18 protein-coding genes are annotated in these 16735 nt (G+C 66.6%); 10 read left to right on the top strand and 8 right to left on the bottom strand.

Going from position 1 to position 16735, the window contains the following annotated elements:
- Positions 1-34 precede the first annotated feature (34 nt).
- The 10 genes from egtA to ABD848_RS01280 all read left to right on the top strand — a co-directional run bounded on the left by egtA (position 35) and on the right by ABD848_RS01280 (position 8590).
- Positions 35-1240: an ergothioneine biosynthesis glutamate--cysteine ligase EgtA gene (gene egtA / locus ABD848_RS01325; protein ID WP_344966384.1), complete on the top strand. Its 1206-nt coding sequence runs from the start codon at positions 35-37 to the stop codon at positions 1238-1240.
- Complete coding sequence (gene egtB / locus ABD848_RS01320) at positions 1237-2589, top strand: ergothioneine biosynthesis protein EgtB (RefSeq protein WP_344966383.1); 1353 nt, start codon at positions 1237-1239, stop codon at positions 2587-2589. The genes egtA and egtB overlap by 4 nt, the downstream gene beginning before the upstream one ends.
- Before the next feature lie 151 nt (positions 2590-2740).
- Positions 2741-3502 carry an ergothioneine biosynthesis protein EgtC gene (gene egtC / locus ABD848_RS01315; RefSeq protein WP_344966382.1) on the top strand — a complete coding sequence of 254 codons (762 nt, stop codon included), beginning with the start codon at positions 2741-2743 and terminating at the stop codon, positions 3500-3502.
- An 11-nt stretch (positions 3503-3513) separates the two neighbouring features.
- Entirely contained in the window at positions 3514-4491 is a 978-nt protein-coding gene (gene egtD / locus ABD848_RS01310; protein ID WP_344966381.1) for an L-histidine N(alpha)-methyltransferase, read from the top strand.
- A gap of 368 nt (positions 4492-4859) precedes the next feature.
- Complete coding sequence (locus ABD848_RS01305; protein WP_344966380.1) at positions 4860-5468, top strand: DUF4178 domain-containing protein; 609 nt, start codon at positions 4860-4862, stop codon at positions 5466-5468.
- Positions 5469-5472: 4 nt separating this feature from the next.
- On the top strand, positions 5473-6042 hold the full coding sequence (locus ABD848_RS01300; protein WP_344966379.1) for a DUF2617 family protein: 570 nt from the start codon (positions 5473-5475) through the stop codon (positions 6040-6042).
- 6 nt (positions 6043-6048) lie between these two features.
- The gene (locus tag ABD848_RS01295; protein ID WP_344966378.1) at positions 6049-6294 is read left to right on the top strand and encodes a hypothetical protein; all 246 of its coding nucleotides are present in this window, start codon (positions 6049-6051) and stop codon (positions 6292-6294) included.
- A gap of 27 nt (positions 6295-6321) precedes the next feature.
- Entirely contained in the window at positions 6322-6540 is a 219-nt protein-coding gene (locus ABD848_RS01290) for a hypothetical protein (RefSeq protein WP_344966377.1), read from the top strand.
- A 38-nt stretch (positions 6541-6578) separates the two neighbouring features.
- Entirely contained in the window at positions 6579-7007 is a 429-nt protein-coding gene (locus tag ABD848_RS01285) for a DUF350 domain-containing protein (RefSeq protein ID WP_344966376.1), read from the top strand.
- Complete coding sequence (locus ABD848_RS01280; RefSeq protein ID WP_344966375.1) at positions 7007-8590, top strand: polyamine aminopropyltransferase; 1584 nt, start codon at positions 7007-7009, stop codon at positions 8588-8590. Before ABD848_RS01285 ends, ABD848_RS01280 begins: the two co-directional genes overlap by 1 nt.
- Before the next feature lie 31 nt (positions 8591-8621).
- On the opposite strand, the gene ABD848_RS01275 is transcribed toward ABD848_RS01280, so the two are convergent.
- From ABD848_RS01275 to ABD848_RS01240, 8 genes are all read right to left on the bottom strand, one after another.
- Complete coding sequence (locus ABD848_RS01275; protein ID WP_344966374.1) at positions 8622-9422, bottom strand: oxygenase MpaB family protein; 801 nt, start codon at positions 9420-9422, stop codon at positions 8622-8624.
- 139 nt (positions 9423-9561) lie between these two features.
- Positions 9562-9987: an Hsp20/alpha crystallin family protein gene (locus tag ABD848_RS01270; protein ID WP_344966373.1), complete on the bottom strand. Its 426-nt coding sequence runs from the start codon at positions 9985-9987 to the stop codon at positions 9562-9564.
- A 95-nt stretch (positions 9988-10082) separates the two neighbouring features.
- Positions 10083-11729, bottom strand: a complete 1647-nt coding sequence (locus tag ABD848_RS01265) for a BCCT family transporter (RefSeq protein WP_344966372.1) — start codon at positions 11727-11729, stop codon at positions 10083-10085.
- A gap of 1059 nt (positions 11730-12788) precedes the next feature.
- Entirely contained in the window at positions 12789-13016 is a 228-nt protein-coding gene (locus tag ABD848_RS01260; RefSeq protein WP_344966371.1) for a DUF397 domain-containing protein, read from the bottom strand.
- Positions 13017-13710: 694 nt separating this feature from the next.
- Entirely contained in the window at positions 13711-14304 is a 594-nt protein-coding gene (locus tag ABD848_RS01255) for a hemerythrin domain-containing protein (protein ID WP_344966370.1), read from the bottom strand.
- 182 nt (positions 14305-14486) lie between these two features.
- Positions 14487-15146, bottom strand: a complete 660-nt coding sequence (locus tag ABD848_RS01250; protein ID WP_344966369.1) for a TetR/AcrR family transcriptional regulator — start codon at positions 15144-15146, stop codon at positions 14487-14489.
- 105 nt (positions 15147-15251) lie between these two features.
- Positions 15252-16019 carry a thioesterase II family protein gene (locus ABD848_RS01245; protein ID WP_344966368.1) on the bottom strand — a complete coding sequence of 256 codons (768 nt, stop codon included), beginning with the start codon at positions 16017-16019 and terminating at the stop codon, positions 15252-15254.
- A 108-nt stretch (positions 16020-16127) separates the two neighbouring features.
- Entirely contained in the window at positions 16128-16643 is a 516-nt protein-coding gene (locus ABD848_RS01240; protein ID WP_344966367.1) for an anthrone oxygenase family protein, read from the bottom strand.
- Between the last annotated feature and the right edge of the window lie 92 nt (positions 16644-16735).

The raw sequence follows: 16735 nt of genomic DNA, 5'->3' as shown, positions 1-16735 counted from the left end.
GCAGAGACCTATTCGTGTCCAGATAGGGGGCCCGATGGAGCATCTGACCAAAGCCGACGTTTACAACTACGTCAACGGCATCTGTTTCAAGACCGGCCCGCCCGGCCGTGTAGGAGCCGAAACCGAATGGCTCATCGTCGATCCCGCTCGTCCTCGCGCGCCCGTCCCGCTCGAACGCCTCACCGCTCTCGTCGACGACGCCGGCCCGCTGCCGGCCGGTAGCACCGTCACCTACGAACCCGGGGGACAGCTCGAACTCAGCTCCCTCCCCTGCCAGGGTCCAGCGGCGGTTGCCACGGCCCTGTCTGCTGACCTGGAGCACATCACCGCTTGTCTCAACGACGCCGGGCTACGGCTGCACGGTAACGGTCTTGACCCGTACCGGTCACCCGAACGCCAGCTCACGCTGCCCCGCTACGCTGTGATGGAGCGCTATTTCGACAGCGCCAGCCCCACCGGGCGGACCATGATGTGCAGCACAGCATCCCTACAGGTCTGCCTCGACATCGGAGCCGACACCGCCGACGCGGCCCGACGCTGGCGGCTCGCCCACCGGCTCGGACCGCTCTTCGTCGCCGCCTTCGCCAACTCTCCCCTCTGGCGCGGCCGTCCCACCGGCTGGAGCTCCACGCGCTGGGCGGTGTGGTCGGCCATCGACGCCTCTCGAACCCGCGCCCCCACCTGCGACGATCCCGACGGGCCCGCGGCCGACTGGCTGCGCTACGCACTGCGGGCCCGCCTGATGACAATCCGGCGCGACACCGCCCCCTGGATCGTCGATCCTGGCCTGCGGTTCGGAGATTGGCTGGTCAACGGCCACCCGCAGCGTCCCACCATCGACGATTTCGCTTACCACCTCACCACGCTGTTCCCACCGGTGCGTCCGCGTGGGTGGTTGGAACTGCGCATGATCGACGCGCTTCCCCAACAGTGGTGCTCGGTTCCTATCGCTGTGGCCGCCGCGCTTATAGACGACCCGGTCGCCGCCGACATCGCCTACGCCGAGACCGAACGTCTGTGCAGCGGCGGCGTGCCAGGGCGCGACGTGTGGCTCGCCGCCGCCCGCCACGCCCTCGCCGTCCCCACGATCGCCGAGTCCACCCGCGCCTGTTTCGCCGCCGCTGCCGCCGCCCTGCCCCGTCTGGGCGCGGCCGACCTCGTTGCCGCCGTCGACGACTACCGCGCACGCTTCGTCGAGCAGGGGCGCTGCCCCGCTGATGAACAGTTGGGAGACCTATGAACCCCGGCCACGGCACCGACAACGACCGTTTCCAGCACCACCGGCTCAAGGAACGCATCGCCGCTGAACTCGACGAGGTGCGCCGCCGCAGTCACGTCCTCACCCTGGAGTCCCTCGACGAAAGCGAACTGGTCGCCCAGCATTCGCCCTTGATGTCGCCGCTGGTCTGGGACCTGGCCCACGTGGGCAACTACGAGGAGCAGTGGTTGGTCCGCGCCTCGGCCGGCCAACAGGCACTGCGCCCCGACATCGACGTCCTCTATGACGCCTTCGAGAACGCCCGCGCCGACCGCGTGCACCTGCCCCTGCTCTCTCCCAAAGAGGCCACCGCCTACAACGCCGACGTGCGCCAGCGGGTTCTCGACGCCCTGGACCACGCCGATCTCGGGGCAGGTACCTCGCTGCTGGCCGGCGGGTTCGTCTACGGCATGGTCATCCAGCACGAACACCAGCACGACGAGACCATGCTGGCAACCCATCAACTCCGCAAGGGCGAGCCGGTGCTGCCCGGCATTGACGCCACGGCCGCGGCCCTGCCCGGCGCCGCCCCCACCGCGCCGGAGGTGCTGATCGAGGCCGGCCCCTTCACGATGGGCACCGACGACGATCCGTGGGCCTACGACAACGAGCGCCCGGCCCACACGGTCGACCTGCCCGCTTACTGGATCGACACCGCTGCCGTCAACAACGCTGACTACCTGCTGTTCATGGCCGACGGTGGCTATGACGAACCCCGCTGGTGGAGTACGGCGGGCTGGGAATGGCGCACGCGCTCGGGCAAGCGCGCCCCGGCCTTTTGGCGCCACGAGGCCGGCCAGTGGTTGCGCCGCCGTTTCGGCCGAGTGGAGCCGGTGCCGCCACAGGAGCCGGTGCAGCACGTCTCCTACTACGAGGCGCAGGCCTACGCCACGTGGGCTGGCAAACGACTGCCCACCGAGGCCGAGTGGGAAAAGGCCGCCCGCTACGACCCCACGACAGGAGCCTCCCACCGGTTCCCATGGGGCACACACGAGCCCACACCCCACCACGCCAACCTGGGGCAGCGGCTGCTGCGGCCCGCACCCGCCGGTGCGTTTCCCGCCGGCGCCTCGCCTCACGGGGTGCATCAGCTCATCGGCGACGTATGGGAGTGGACCGCCACCGAGTTCCACGGCTACCCCGGGTTCGCGGTGTTTCCCTACCCGGAGTACTCGGAGGTGTTCTTCAACGCCGGCTACCAGGTGCTGCGCGGCGGCTCTTGGGCCACCCACCCCAGTGCGACACGCTCGACCTTCCGCAACTGGGACTTCCCGATCCGTCGCCAGATCTTCACCGGGTTCCGGTGCGCGCGCGACGCGGAGCCGAGGTGAGCCGGGTGCCCTCATCCGCCGAACCACAGGCCGCAGCACCACGCCGACTCGCTGCCGCCGGGCGCACGCCAGCCGTGCCCACCCTCACCTCGACGACGTTTCCGCTCCCACCGCGCCCGCACATAACCGACTGGTTGAGGAGGCAGCGCTGATGTGCCGGCATGTGGCCTACCTGGGTCCGCCTCGCACCCTGCACGAACTCATCTACGCGCCGCCGCACTCCCTGCACACGCAGTCCTACGCGCCGCGCGAGCAAACCCACGGCACCGTCAACGCCGACGGGTTCGGAGTGGGCTGGTTCGACCCCGACACCGGAAACGGTGAGCACACAGCCCCGGCGGCGCCGCTCCGCTACCGCAGAGCCATGCCGATATGGGCCGACACCTCTTTCGCCGACACCGCTCGGGCGGTGCGCTCGGGCTGCGTTGTAGCGGCGGTGCGCGACGGCACCGTGGGCTTTCCCGTCGACGAGTCCTGCGCGCAACCCTTCCGCGGCGACAACCTGCTGTTCAGCCACAACGGCGCAGTCTCGGCCGATGAGGCGGTCACCCGAGAACTGGCGGCGCCGCTGCCCAGCGAGGTCGTGGACGCCCGCGCCCCAGTGGACTCCGCCCCCCTGTTCGCTATGGCCATACGGCTATGGCGCGACGGCCAGCCGTTGGGGCGGGTGCTGAGCGAGGTGGTCGGGGCCGCCCGCGCGCTTTCGCCGGGACGCTACAACCTGCTCGCTTCCGAAGGCGCGACACTGGCCGCCACCGCCTGCGGCGACACGCTCTACGTCCGCGACACCGAGGAGGCGGTGATGCTCGCTTCCGAGCCTTGGGACAGTGACCCGGCGTGGCAGCGGGTCCCTGACGGATCGCTGATCACCGCGAGCCCGGGAGCCGTCACTGTCACCGCCCTCGACCACTAAGGAATCCAGACGTGACCAACGCCGCGATCCGCATCGACCGTCACCTCACCGCCGACGACCTCGCCAAGACCCTGCGCCGTGACGTCCACGACGGGTTGACCGCCAGCCCCAAGGAACTCCCGCCCAAGTGGTTCTACGACGAGCAAGGCAGCGCGCTGTTCGAGCGCATCACCGAGCTCGACGAGTACTACCCCACCCGCAGCGAGCGCGCCATCCTCACCCGGCGCGCCGCCGAGATCGCCACCGTCACCGGGGCCGACACACTCGTGGAGTTGGGGGCGGGCTCGGGGGAGAAGACCCGACTCCTGTTGGATGCGCTGCACGCTGCCGGAAACCTGCGCCGTTTCGTGCCTGTCGACGTCAGCGGCGACTTCCTGGCCGAGGCCGCTGAGCGCATCGCCGCTGACTACCCCGAGACGGTTGTCCACGCGGTCATCGCCGACTTCGAGCGCCACCTCACCCTACTCCCGGCCGAGGGACGGCGGCTTGTCGCCATCTTGGGCTCCACCATCGGCAACCATCCGCCTCAGCGGCGGCGTTCCTTGCTCACCGACCTACGCGCCACCCTCACCCCCGACGACCGTCTCCTGGTGGGGATGGATCTGGTCAAAGAGCCCGCCCGGCTGCGAGCCGCCTACGATGACGCCTCCGGTGTCACCGCCGAGTTCAACCGCAACGTGCTGCGTGTGCTCAACCGCGAACTGGGCGCCGATTTCGCCCCGGGCGACTTCGCCCATCTCGCGGTTTGGGACGCCACGGCCGAGTGGATCGAAATGCGGCTGCGCGCCCAGCGCGACGTGTGCGCCCGCGTGGAGGCCCTCGACCTCACCGTCGACTTCACCGCAGGGGAGGAGATGCGCACCGAGATCTCCGCGAAGTTCCGTCCCGAGACCGCACGGGCCGACCTGGCCGCTGCCGGCCTCGCCCTCGAACACTGGTGGACCGACCCCGCCGGCGACTTCGCGCTCGCTTTGGCCCGCCCCGACTAAGGGGCCAACCGGCTGCCCCACCACAGGCTGGCGGTGCTTGCGGCGAGCAACCGCCAGCCTGTGGCCCAGGGGCGCGCTCGTAGGCCAGCCACACCTGGCACCTTTTCCCTAGCGGGAGGGGGCACGCGCGGCCGTCACGGTCGCGGACTGGGGCAGCACCTGCCAGTCGCCGTCTGCTGCGGCAGTGTCGTACATGGCCCCACTCCGCCACCTCCGGAGAAACGGGCATATTTCGCGTCCACTCCCTCGGAACCCAAATGACATAGCCGCCGTCCCATGGGCTGTAATCAACGGTCCACTTTTGGCGGGTATGCTCTTCCGGCCAGGCGGAGTCCGCAACGTCAACCCAGGAAAACGGGGGTCATGCCATGGGCAGGTTAGCGCTGCTTGTGATCATCGTGGTGCTCATCGCTGTGGTGATCTATCTCTGGCGCTCCAGGCGAAAGCCCAGCAGTGACGCGGCGAGCAGCACCACTTCCTCCTCGTCCGCGCCCAAGGACCCCTTCGCCGGCGTCGCCGAGATCCACGGCGATCCCACCACCCTCAAAGCCGGTGACATGCTCGACTTCGGCACCGAGCGCAGTTGGATTCGCGGCACCCTACGGTTGAGTGAGGGCGGCTCGGTGTGGGCCGAGCACTTCCTGGAGGTTGACGAGGGACGGCGCTGGCTCTCCGTCGAGGAGGACCCCGACGTGCAGATGGTGCTGTGGACGGGGCGCCCCGAACTGGAGTTGACCCCCCACAGCGACACCATCGAGCTCGAAGGGGTCCGCTACCGTCTCGTCGAACGCGGAACCGCCACCTACCGCTCCGAGGGGACCACTGGGCTGCGTTCCCAAGGCGGGATGGACTACGCCGACTACGAGGGCCCCGACGGCAAGCACCTCGCCTTCGAGCGCTTCGACCACGGCGGGTGGGAAGCCAGTCTGGGCACCTCGCTCAACGAGGGCGACTTCACCATCTACCCCGGGAGCTGAAGCGGTGCGAGCGACCATCACCGCCCCCTTCGTCGACACTCGGGCCGCCGACCTCGTATGGACCCTGGACTACGACCTCGCGCCGGCCCTGGCCCTCCACCCCCTCCACCTCGCGGACACGACCGTGGAACTGCGGGTTCTGGGCGCCTCCCACCAGGTCGTCGTCAGAGGCGAGGCGCCAGACGCCGAACCTTTGGTCGAGACCGTGGCCTGCCTGCCCGACGTTCCCGGCGGGCTGCCCGCGCGCGCCACCCCTCGCCTCCCGCGTACCTGCGGCGTCGACTCCTACGACTTCCGTTCGGCCGTGACCACGCCGGACGATTTCGCCGCCCGTGCTCGTGCCCTGTACCACGAGCTCGACGGCGACTCTCGCGGGCTCGTGGTCGCCTTTCCGGGCCACCCGCTCGCCCTCACCGGTGTGCGCGCCGAGACCCGCCCCCAGCCCCTGGGACGGTCCCAAGCGCACGTCGTCTCCTGGCAGACCTGGCACGCCTACCCCCAAAGCGGCGAGATCGTGGAGACGACCACCTCACTCACCCTGCGCACCCCTTTTGATCCCCACCGGGAGCCCTGATTCCCTTTGAGCAAAGAATCCTCCTCCACGTCATCCGACGTCACGAAGAAGCTCATCGTAGTGGTGGGCATCATCCTGTCCTTCGTCCTCTTCGTTGCCCTCATCAGCGCCTGTGACGATGACGAGTACTACGAGAGCGGCTCCTACAGCCGCTACGAGGATGACGACGACGACTTCGACCTCGACATCCACGTCGGCGGCAAGAAGAAGGGCAGCTCCCACCGCGGCGGCGGTCCCGGCTGGGGTAAGTAGCCGCAGCGCTCCTCCACATCACACAGCATGTCCACATCCGATGAGAAGCGCATCGTCGTTCCCGGCTGCATCATCTCGTTTTCCCTGGGGCTGATAGTTCTTCTGTCCATCGTGCAGGAGCTGACCTGTCCCGGCCCCGCCGAGGTACGTGCAGGAGCCGAGTACAACGAGGCTTGGTGCGCCGGCAGCAGCGGCGACGCCGTGAAAACAGGCCATCGGGGCGGTGGCCCCGGGGCCGGCAAATGAATTCCCCTAGATTCACCCCCACTACCAATGAGGACGACATGAACGTAGCTGACCTGCTTTTCAATATCGGTGCCAGCCTGGCCTACGGCATCGTCGGCACGATCCTGATGGCGCTGGGATACGTGGTCGTGGACCTGCTCACCCCAGGCAAGCTCCACGAGCTGATCTGGACCCAGCGCAACCGCAACGCCACCCTGGTGGTAGCCGCCAACACCATCGGCGTGGCCATCATCGTCGCGATGGCGATCTTCGCCAGTGAGAACGGCCTGGCCATGGGGCTGATCAGCACGGCCGCCTACGGCCTGGTCGGTCTGGTACTCATGGCCGTGTCGTTCTTCATCCTCGACATGCTCACCCCCGGTAAGCTCGGCGCGGTCATCGCCGAGGCCGAACCGCACCCTGCCATCTGGGTCAACGCCAGCGCTCACATCGCCGTCGCACTGGTCGTGGCCGCGGCGATCTCCTGATGGCGGACACGCTCTCGACGGCGACAGCCCCGGGGGACCGGGACGAGCCGGAACGGCTGCCCGTGCGGCCCCGACTCGCCCGGTTCCTCGTGCTGTTCGCCGTCTTCGTATGCGCGGCCTGTGGGCTGGTCTACGAGTTGGCCCTGGTGGCGCTGGGCAGCTACCTGCTGGGCAACACCATCGTGCAGGCGTCGGTGGTGCTGTCGGTCATGGTCTTCGCCATGGGCGTGGGCTCCCTGGCCTCCAAGCGGCTCACTCGCCGGCCGGCGTTCTACTTCGCCGTCGTCGAGGGGCTGCTGTCCCTACTGGGCGGGCTGTCGGTGCTGCTGCTCTACACCGCCTTCGCGTGGTTCTCGCTCTATCAGCCCGCTTTGGTGGTCATCGCGTTCCTCCTCGGCGCTCTCATCGGAGCCGAGATCCCGCTGCTGATGACCCTGATCCAGCGCATCCGTAGCCAGGAGGCGGCCAGCGCCGCGGCCGACCTGTTCGCCGCCGACTACGTCGGTGGGCTGATCGGCGGGTTGGCGTTCCCGTTCCTGCTGCTGCCGGTGTTCGGACTGCCGCAGGGGGCGCTGGCCGTCGGTATCCTCAACGCGGTCACCGGCATGGCCGTCGTGCTGTGGCTGTTCCGCCGCGGCCTGGCCCGCAAAGCCCAAGCCCTGCTCGCCGGTGGGCTCGCGGTGGTCCTGCTGGTGCTGGCGGCGGCGTTCGCCTACTCGGGCACTTTCGAGGTCAGCGCGCGCCAGGCGCTGTACCGGGACCCGATCATCCACGCGCAGCGCTCCGATTACCAGGAGATCGTCCTCACCCGCGACGGGCCGGACACGCGCCTCTTCCTCAACGGCGATCTACAGTTCAGTTCACTGGACGAGTACCGTTACCACGAGGCGCTGGTCCACCCGGCGATGCGCGGAGAGCACGACGACGTGCTCATCCTCGGCGGCGGTGACGGTCTCGCGGTGCGAGAGATCGTCGGCTATGAGGACGTCGAGCACGTCACGCTCGTCGACCTCGATCCCACGGTGGTAGAACTGTCGCGTAACCATCCCGACATCGCTGAGCTCAACGAGCACGCTTTTGAGGATGAGCGGGTCGACGTCATCCCCACCGACGCCTTCAACTGGCTCCGCGACAACCGGGAAAAGTTCGACGTCATCATCAGTGACATGCCCGACCCCGATAACGTCGCCACGGCCAAGCTGTACTCGGTGGAGTTCTACACCCTGGCCAAGCGCGCCCTCGCCGAAGGCGGCCGGCTCGTTGTCCAAGGCGGCTCGCCCTATTTCGCCGCCAAGGCCTACTGGAGTGTGGGCGAGAGCTTGCAGGAGGCGGGCTTCGAGACGACTCCCTACAACGTCGATGTCCCCAGCTTCGGCAACTGGGGGTTCTTCCTCGCTCAGTCCGGCACTTCCCCCAAACTCGCGCTGCCGGCCGACCATCCGGTTACCCGGTTCCTCGACGCGGCCACGTTGCGGGCGGCCAAGGTGTTCCCCAAGGACCGGCGCGCCACTGACTCGCTCCCCTCAACTCTGCTGCATCCGCGCATCATCGATTACCACACCGGCGCCTGGGTGAGCTACTAGACACTTTCCTGCGGCGACGCGGCCCACGGGTTCATCTGGCCGCTCGACGGCGGGGGCGCCGTGCGCGACGACGCAGGTTCCACAGGCACACGGTAAGCGGAAGTCGGCGCACGGCCAGCGGCAGGAGCGGGTTGATGCGAGCGACGGTCGCGAACAGCGCGCGCAGCGCTCCCTCGTGGCGCGGTCCCCACCTCAGTCCATACTGGGTGCGTAGCTGGGACGGCAGCAGCCCCGTGGCCACGAACAGTTGGAGGGCAGCGGCTGGACGCAGCAGCCGGTTGCGGGGGTAGCGCAGTTGCCGTACCAATTCGCGCGCCTGGTCGGTCACCCGTAGTTGGGCGAGCATGTCCTGCCAGTAGGCGACGAACGCCTCCCGCGAGGCCGGCCACATCTGTTCAGGACAGCCCAGCGCCGTGGCTAGCACCGCGTATTGTGGGTGGGCCTCTTCCACGGTTTCGGCAGGTAGCTGGTGGAGCGCGCGTTCGGTCACGCGCAACGCGCCGTCGTAGAGGGTGGCGGCCACCCACACTTGCAGTTCGGGGTCCAGGGAATCGTAGCCGGGACCGGAGATGCGACCGTGGGCCGCGCGCACCGCCCGGCCGACCCGTTCGGCTTCGTCGCGCGTACCGAAAACGACGGCGTAGACGTAGCTCAGCGTGCCGTTGAGTCGATCCAAGGGACGGTGGGCGAAGTCGCTGTGCTCGTAGACACCTTGCGCCACTTTGGGGTGCGCGAGCTGCATGAGGATCGCGTAGCCCGCAGCCAGCAGCACCGCCCCCTCTTGGCCGATGGCGCGAATCGCGGCGTCGTCCTCGAACAGCCCTCGATCCATACGATCAGCATAGAAGGGTGACATAGGGTGAGGCTTCCCGTTTCGCGCGACCGCTCACTCCCACACCCTGTACCGGACAACCGTGGTCCGGCCCAACGACCGCTTCCCCAGGCCGGACCACCGTTGTCGCGCGTTACCGTTAGCGTTTCTTGCTGTTGCTCTGTACCTGGATCACCGAGGGGCCCGACGCGCCCGCGCCGCCCCGCACGGTGACCTCCAGCAGCCCTTCGTCGAAGCGGGCGCTGATGTCGTCGTCATCGATCCCTGAGGGGAGAACAAATTCTCGACGGAACCTGCCCCGGAAGCGTTCGCTGGTGTAGTAGATGACGTCGTCGGCGTCCTCGCCACGCCGCCGCTCGCCGTCGATGTCCAGGTAGCCTCCAGAGAAGGAGACCTCCACGTCCTCGGGCTGGACCCCGGGAAGCTCGGCCTGGATCACGAGGTCGTTACCGCGAGCGAAGATGTCGGTCGTGGGGCTCCACGCGTCGGCGTGCCCTCGTGGCTGTGCCTGGCTCCCGGTCTCGATAGTCGACATGTAGTCGGCGATCCGGTTCATCTCACTCATGACGTCTCGGACGCCGCGGAACGGATTGCCCCGGTGTCTGTTGGATTTTCTGTCCGCTCGCTTCTCTGCTGCCACCGACTAACCTCTCATTCCTCTCACTTCTCGCCGGATTCGGACGTGTTGCCGGAGCCCGACGCGCCTGCGGAACTTGCTCCCGTGGCCGCCGCAGCGGTGCTCTCGCTACCCCTTTGGGGCGTACGTGATGTGCCCTTTCCGCCGTCTGCGCTCTCGCGCACCAGCGAGGCCGCCATGGGCATCTGCGCCGACGGGTGCTCGGTTCGCAGCGCCTTGAGTAGCCCGGCACACACCAGGATCAACACGATCGCGAATGGCAGACCGGTGGTGATCGACGCCGATTGCAGCGCGCTCACCGCTGCCGATCCGCCTACGACGAGCAGCACGATCGTCACCAGGCCCTCGGTGACCGCCCAGAAGAAGCGCTGTAGCTTGATCGGGTGCGGGTCGCCGCCGTTGGTGAGCATGTCGACCACGAGCGAGCCCGAGTCCGACGATGTGGCGAAGAACAGCACCACGACGACGAGCGTGAGGACAGAGGCCACCCCCGAGAGGATGCCGGGGATGGGCAACTGTTCCAGCAGCACATACATCGCCTGGTCGGCGGACTGTTCGGAGATGCCGGCACCGCGCAGTTCGTAGAAGATGCCGGAGCCGCCGAACACGCTGAACCACACGATCGAGGCGCCCACCGGAGCGAACAGGGTGCCGGCGATGAACTGGCGGATGGTGCGGCCTTGGGAGATGCGCGCGATGAACATTCCCACGAACGGCGACCACGCGATCCACCAACCCCAGTAGAACAGGGTCCAGCCGGCCTGCCAGGCGGCGGCGTCGGGCTGGTTGCTGACGTCGAAGATCTGGAAGCTGCTTTCGACGATGTGCTGTAGGTAGTACCCGGTGTAGTTGGACAGCCCGGTGAGGATGAACAGCGTCGGTCCGACGATGAACACGAACACCATCAGCGCCGCTGCCAGCCATAGGTTGATCACCGACAGCCGGCGGATGCCCTTGTCGATGCCCAGCATCACACTGGCCACCGCGACCGCGGTGATGGCGGCGACGATGAGGATCTGGGTCAACCCCGTGTTGGGGAAGCCGAACAGGGTGCTCAGACCGGCGTTGATCTGCGTCGTTCCGATACCCAGCGAGGTGGCCAGCCCGAACAGGGTGCCAAAGACCGCCAGGATGTCGACGATGTGGCCCGGCCACCCGTAGATGCGGTTGCCCAGGAACGGGTACAGCGCCGACGCCGGCCGCATCGGCAGTCCCTTACGGAAGTGGAAGTAGCCCAGCGCCAACCCGAGCACGATGTAGATCGCCCACGGGTGAACCCCCCAGTGGAACAGGGTGTAGTTCATACCCTGGGTAGCCGCCTCCGCGGTCCCCCCTTCACCGATGGGCGGGCTCATGGTGTGGGTGACGGGTTCGGAAACCCCGTAGAACACCAGCCCGATCCCCATACCGGCCGTGAACAGCATCGCGAACCAGGCCACGGTGCCGAACTCTGGGCGGGAGTTGTCGGGGCCTAGCCGTATGTTGCCGAAGCGGCTGAACAGCAGCCACAGCACAAACACCAGGAAGCCCGTGGCGGCCAGGATGTAGAACCAACCAAGGTAGGTGGCGATAAAGTCAAGGATTGCGCCCGCTCCGTTGCTGACCGCCTCCGTGAAGAGGACGCCGCCAACAAGGAATACGAGAATGACCCCCGCGGCTATGAAGAACACCGGGGGATTGGTGTGTTCCTGGATGTAAGCTCTTAACCGATTGATGTCGACTCCTACCCGCGCTTGCCTCTCGCCGGAGCAGGTGGCGCCCCCTGTGAAGTGGAAGGCCGTAAAGGCTCCGGCGACCTGGTCATTTCGCGGCGGACCGGCGCATGGACGCGCTATGGTGGCCTTAGGCCCGTCCAGCCCGTCGGTCCCCGTATATCCTTTGACTCTAGGTTGGTTCGGCGCACGACTGAAGTTTCGGATTTCCAATGGTTGTCAGATGTTGACTTCGCCGTGTGCAAACCGATGTGTGCATGAGTCAATAAAACAAAAAATATGAAGTATTACGCTTTAGATCCTTTTTGTGCTGCTTTGCGTGATGCTTTGCCTCTTTTCTGTGATGTGAGTCATATCCGGCTGTCGCGTTGCCGCTCACCGTGGGCCTACCCGCGCGGTAGCCCTCGCGTGCAGCCGCGCCACATCCGGCGATCCTGCCAGCGGCCGACCATACCTGACGGGTCGCTGACCGCCCCAAGCCGCCGGGGCTCTCCGCCGTCAAACAGGCTTTCTTATCACTGCCACAGCTTCGCGAACGTAAACCGGTCAATGTGTATTTACCGGTCACGTGCCGTTATCGGGTGCACCGGCGGTGCGTTGCGCAGTCGCGCCAAGCTATGCCGAGCCTCACCCGGCGACAAGAAAGGGGGCCGTCCCCAGAGCGCCCTCTCCTGGCTAGGTGAGATCGACGGAGGCGGGGGAGGGCCGGAGCCCCGATCCTTCAGGCGGGAGGAGCCGCCCCACGGCGACGACCACATTTAGTTGACCGCTTCTCGATTGCTCCGTAGTCCTTGACCCTCTGGCGCGGTGCCGCCGCGGGAGCCGACGAAGTGGGAGAGGCAGCACCGGCCGTGCAGTACGACAATCACCACCGGTCACACCGCGATCGGCGGCCCTCCCTCCTCCCGCGTTCCCGACCTCTCAGGACAGATCATCTAGCCCAGCGGTCTCCCTGGGGGCGTCGGCCAGAGGCGGCACCTGCTAAGGCGGCGTCACCTCTGGCGGCGCCCCGTTCACCTAGAGGTCGAACTCTCCGGCTTTGGCGCCGGCGAGGAATCTACGGAAGTTCTCCAGCGGCGTGAGCACGATGGCCGCGGAATCCACGTGCGCCGGGTCGTCGATCTCCACGATTCCCACTGTGTCCTCGGCGACGGCGATGTACACGCAACTCCCGCTCGATCCCGAGAACGAGGACTTCTGCCACTGCCCTTCGACTCGTGCCCGGAACTCTGCTTCAGCGAGCATAGAGTGCGCCTTCCTGTCTCTTCTCTGATGCGTTTCAGAGTTTTTCGGAGTGTTTTACCCCAGATTTCGACTTTTTCAGCATGCTGAAAACCGAGATTGTCGCTGTCGCCCGCGTCATTGCACGGCGCGTCTGCTGCGTGCCTTCCGTGTTCGCCTGCTCAACGCGCTGGCAGCTTTCCTACGGCGGTCCGCGCTGTACCGTATGGTGCCTGTGAACGAGGGGGAGCTTTCGCGGTATCTTGCGCAGGAAGGCGGCTAACAGCTCCGCTCACTCTCAGCGTGGGGCCGGAGAATGCAGCGGTGGATCGCCGGAAAGCGGCCAGTTGCACCGTCGCCGCGTCGCACGAAGTGTTGTCATATCCGCAGTTCGCCGGTGTTACGGAGTTGCGAGGGCAGTCCCCGCCGCCTTGCGTGTCGAAGAAGATGACACAGGCAAGGCATGTCGGGTTGCCGCGTTCTCCGTCAAAAGCTCAGTAGAAACGAGACGCTGTCCTGTCGTCCCAGAAAGCCGATATTGCAACCGGTCACAGCTCTTCCCATGCCCGTTTATTTCCAGGGTGACCTGCGAATTTCGTCTTATTCCGAAAATCTTTGCGGCGCACGCCCGGGTTTGGCGACCCCTTGTGGCGCGCGCCGGCTCCTAGCGCTTCGCAATATCCCTGGAACCGAAAGTCCCGGGCTAGGGCCAGACCACTTAGATTTGCAGTCCCAACCGGTCGATAGGGGCCACGAGTTCGCTCTCCTCGTAGTCGAGGTGGGACAGCAGCATGTCGGCCAGCAACTCCACGGCCCGGTGCACCCCGTCCAGCCGTGCCGGATCTTGGATCATCTCGACTAGTGCGGCGTCGAGACGGCTGAGCGCGGCGGCGATGATCTCGTGTTCTTGCTCCAGGCGTCCCAGAACCGGCGCCAGCGTCTCCTGTGCGGCCTTGAGGTGGACGAACATGTGCTCGTCCTCGATCGTGTGGTGGGTGGCTAGCACCCGGCAATAGGATGCGCAGAAGCTCCCCAGCGTCCAATAGTTCTGCCGCATGGTCAGTTGGTTGATCATCGAGCGCGCGACCGCCGGATCGCTGTGCCCGGCCATCACCCGTTCGAAGGCGTCTTGAAGCTGGCGTAGCTCCTCGCGCAGGTGGTCGTGGATGCGCACGAGCCGCTGTCCCGCTTCACCGGCCTGGTAGCGACCCTCGCCGTTGGATACCCGGGGGCGGGTTGTGTCGTCCAGCGAGCCATCGGCGCGCACGATCGCTTCTTCCCGTCGGGTGGCGGCGGGGTCGACATCAGTCAAGGTGGGGGCCTTTCCTGCGGGAGTACTCCTCACGACCGCACGTGACCGCAGTCCCGGTGGCAAGGCGGTGCACAGTGCGACAACCCGGGATGCTGGACTGGGGAAACGTCGTGAATCGGTCGCTTTGCCCAGTTTAGCGGCGTATTGTGGGTCGCCGGTCCTGGCCTGCTCTTCCCCGCTGATCAGCGAGAACCGAGTGTCGAGGCGCTCCGCGTCGCCTGATTCCCGGCCGCATCGCCGCAGGGGCCGGCTTGCTCTCGCGGAACCGTTTCAGCATCTGTGTTCAGCCGGTCAAACATGTCGTCGACCAGTTCCTCGGGGCTGGTCTGCCCCGCGGGCCGTGGTGAGACGGGCTCCGCGAGCGTAAGGTCCACGGCTCCGTGAGCGAGGGCGAGTACCAGCGAGGCGAGACGCTTGCAGTCGCCCTCAGGAAGCAGCCCCGCCCGTTGGTCGGCGGCCACCACTTCGACCAGCGCCGTTCGCGTCGCGGTGACGGCGTCATCGAGCTCCTTGGACCGTTGGGTCCACGCGCCGAACACGAGCTTGAAACGCGCCGGGTGAGCCAGAGCCCATGCCACATACCCCTGCATTACTGTGCGCAGCGTAGCCGTCGAACTCCGGTGGTGGTGGCCTGCCTCGGCGATGGAGGCGCGCAGTTGCTGTAGTTCCTGCGCGGCGACTGCGGCGAGCAGTTCTTCCTTGGAGGAAAAGTGTTTGTAGGGGGCCATGTGCGACACGCCGGTCAGTCGGCCCACCTCGCGCAGTGTGACCGCGTCGAGTCCTCCCTCGTCCATGAGCCGGGTGGCCGACGCGATAAGGGCGTCGCGCGTGCTCTGGGTCATCACGCCATCATATAAGGTAACCTTCTGTTGTTAGCGTAAACCGCGATGGCGTGGCGATCCGTGCTCCCCGCCTCCAGGCCCGTTGCCCGACGATCGGCTCCTCTGTCACTCCTGGGGCAGGTGGAGGTTGCGCCCTGCCTCCGCGACCACGCATTGGGCGAATTCGGCGAATCGTTCGCCGAGGAAGTAGAAGTGCCCGCCGGAGAACTCACGTTGCCGAAACGAGTGGGTGGTCTCCCGCCGCCACCCCGGCATGCCCGCTAGCGGCGCCCATTCGTCGTCCGTGCTGGCGAACACGGTCAGCGGGCACGTGAGAGCGTTCCGGTCGGGGGGCTCGATATAGCTCTCCACCAGCCGCAGGTCGCTTCGCGCGGTCCGTAGGAAATGGTCACGCAGGTTCGGTATAGCCGTGAGGCGCTCCCGATCCATAGCTCCCATCCCACTCAATTCGTCCAGGAGCGTTTCGTCGTCGAGGCGGTGCAGATGACCCGTTGGACGTGGACCGTAGTCCGGGGCGACCCTGCCAGAGACGCCGACCCACACCGGTGGGGTTCCCCTGGCGCACAGGTAGCGGCCCATTTCGCTGGCGATGACGGCCCCCAGGCTGTGCCCGACTAGGGCGATCGGAGCGTCTAGCCAGGGGTCGATGTCGGCAGCGACCTCGGCCAGCAGATGGTTCATGCTCGCCGGCTCCGAGCGCCGCTGGTTGGTTCCACGCCCCGGCATGTCGAAGAGCAACAGGTCCCAGTCAGCGGGCAGTTCCTCGCTCATGGGGAGGTACATCGTCGCCGACCCACCGGCGTGGTGGAACATCGCCAATCGCAAAGTGGGCTGGCTGACGCTGTTAGGGCGGCGGAAGGGAGAGGGGCTCACCGGGGGGCCTCCTTGAGTCATCATCCCGGTCGGTTCCGGTGGGCACGGATGAGCAAGCCGGACTGTGCGGCGGTCACACCCTGGGATATTCGAGTCTGGTGAGGCGGATTACCACCAGATCAGCGTCTGGCCATGACCCTCGATGAGCAGCGCCCAGCACAGGCAGCCGAAAGCGGCCAGGGACAGCAAGGTGCGCACCACGTTCCACCTGATCCACGGGTCCTCGAAGCGCCGGCGTACCGCCGCCGGGTTGCCGATACGTTCAGGGGCGCCGGCCGCGTCGAGCTCGTTGTTGAGCGAGATGTTGAAACGGCGGGTGACAAAGATCGTCACAATGTAAATCACCAAAGCGCCGCCGAGAGGCCACAGGATCGCTCCGCCGTCGTCCAGTGCATACAGCACGATCGCCACCCCAGTGAACGCCAGCGCGCCGACGAAGCTCAGCGCGAACCAGCCGTTGAGGATCGCCCGGTTGATCAGTTGCATCACGGTTATGAAGGTCCGGTCATCGACCCGGCGCAGCGCGAGCATGACAGAACATGCGTAGGCGTAGAAAAGCCCCGCCACCAGGCCAGTGGTGATCGTCGCGGCTATCAGCACGCCCCCACGGAACAGTTCCGCCATCGCAACTCTCCTAACGAGATTCCACCCTCATACTGCTCTGCCGTCAGTGAATCCGTGGGCGACAAGATTTTCCATAGCTGGACAGCTCTTAT

It is taken from the genome of Salinactinospora qingdaonensis, from assembly GCF_039539445.1.
GTDB lineage: Bacteria > Actinomycetota > Actinomycetes > Streptosporangiales > Streptosporangiaceae > Salinactinospora > Salinactinospora qingdaonensis.
This window is presented reverse-complemented; position numbering and strand designations above follow the sequence as displayed.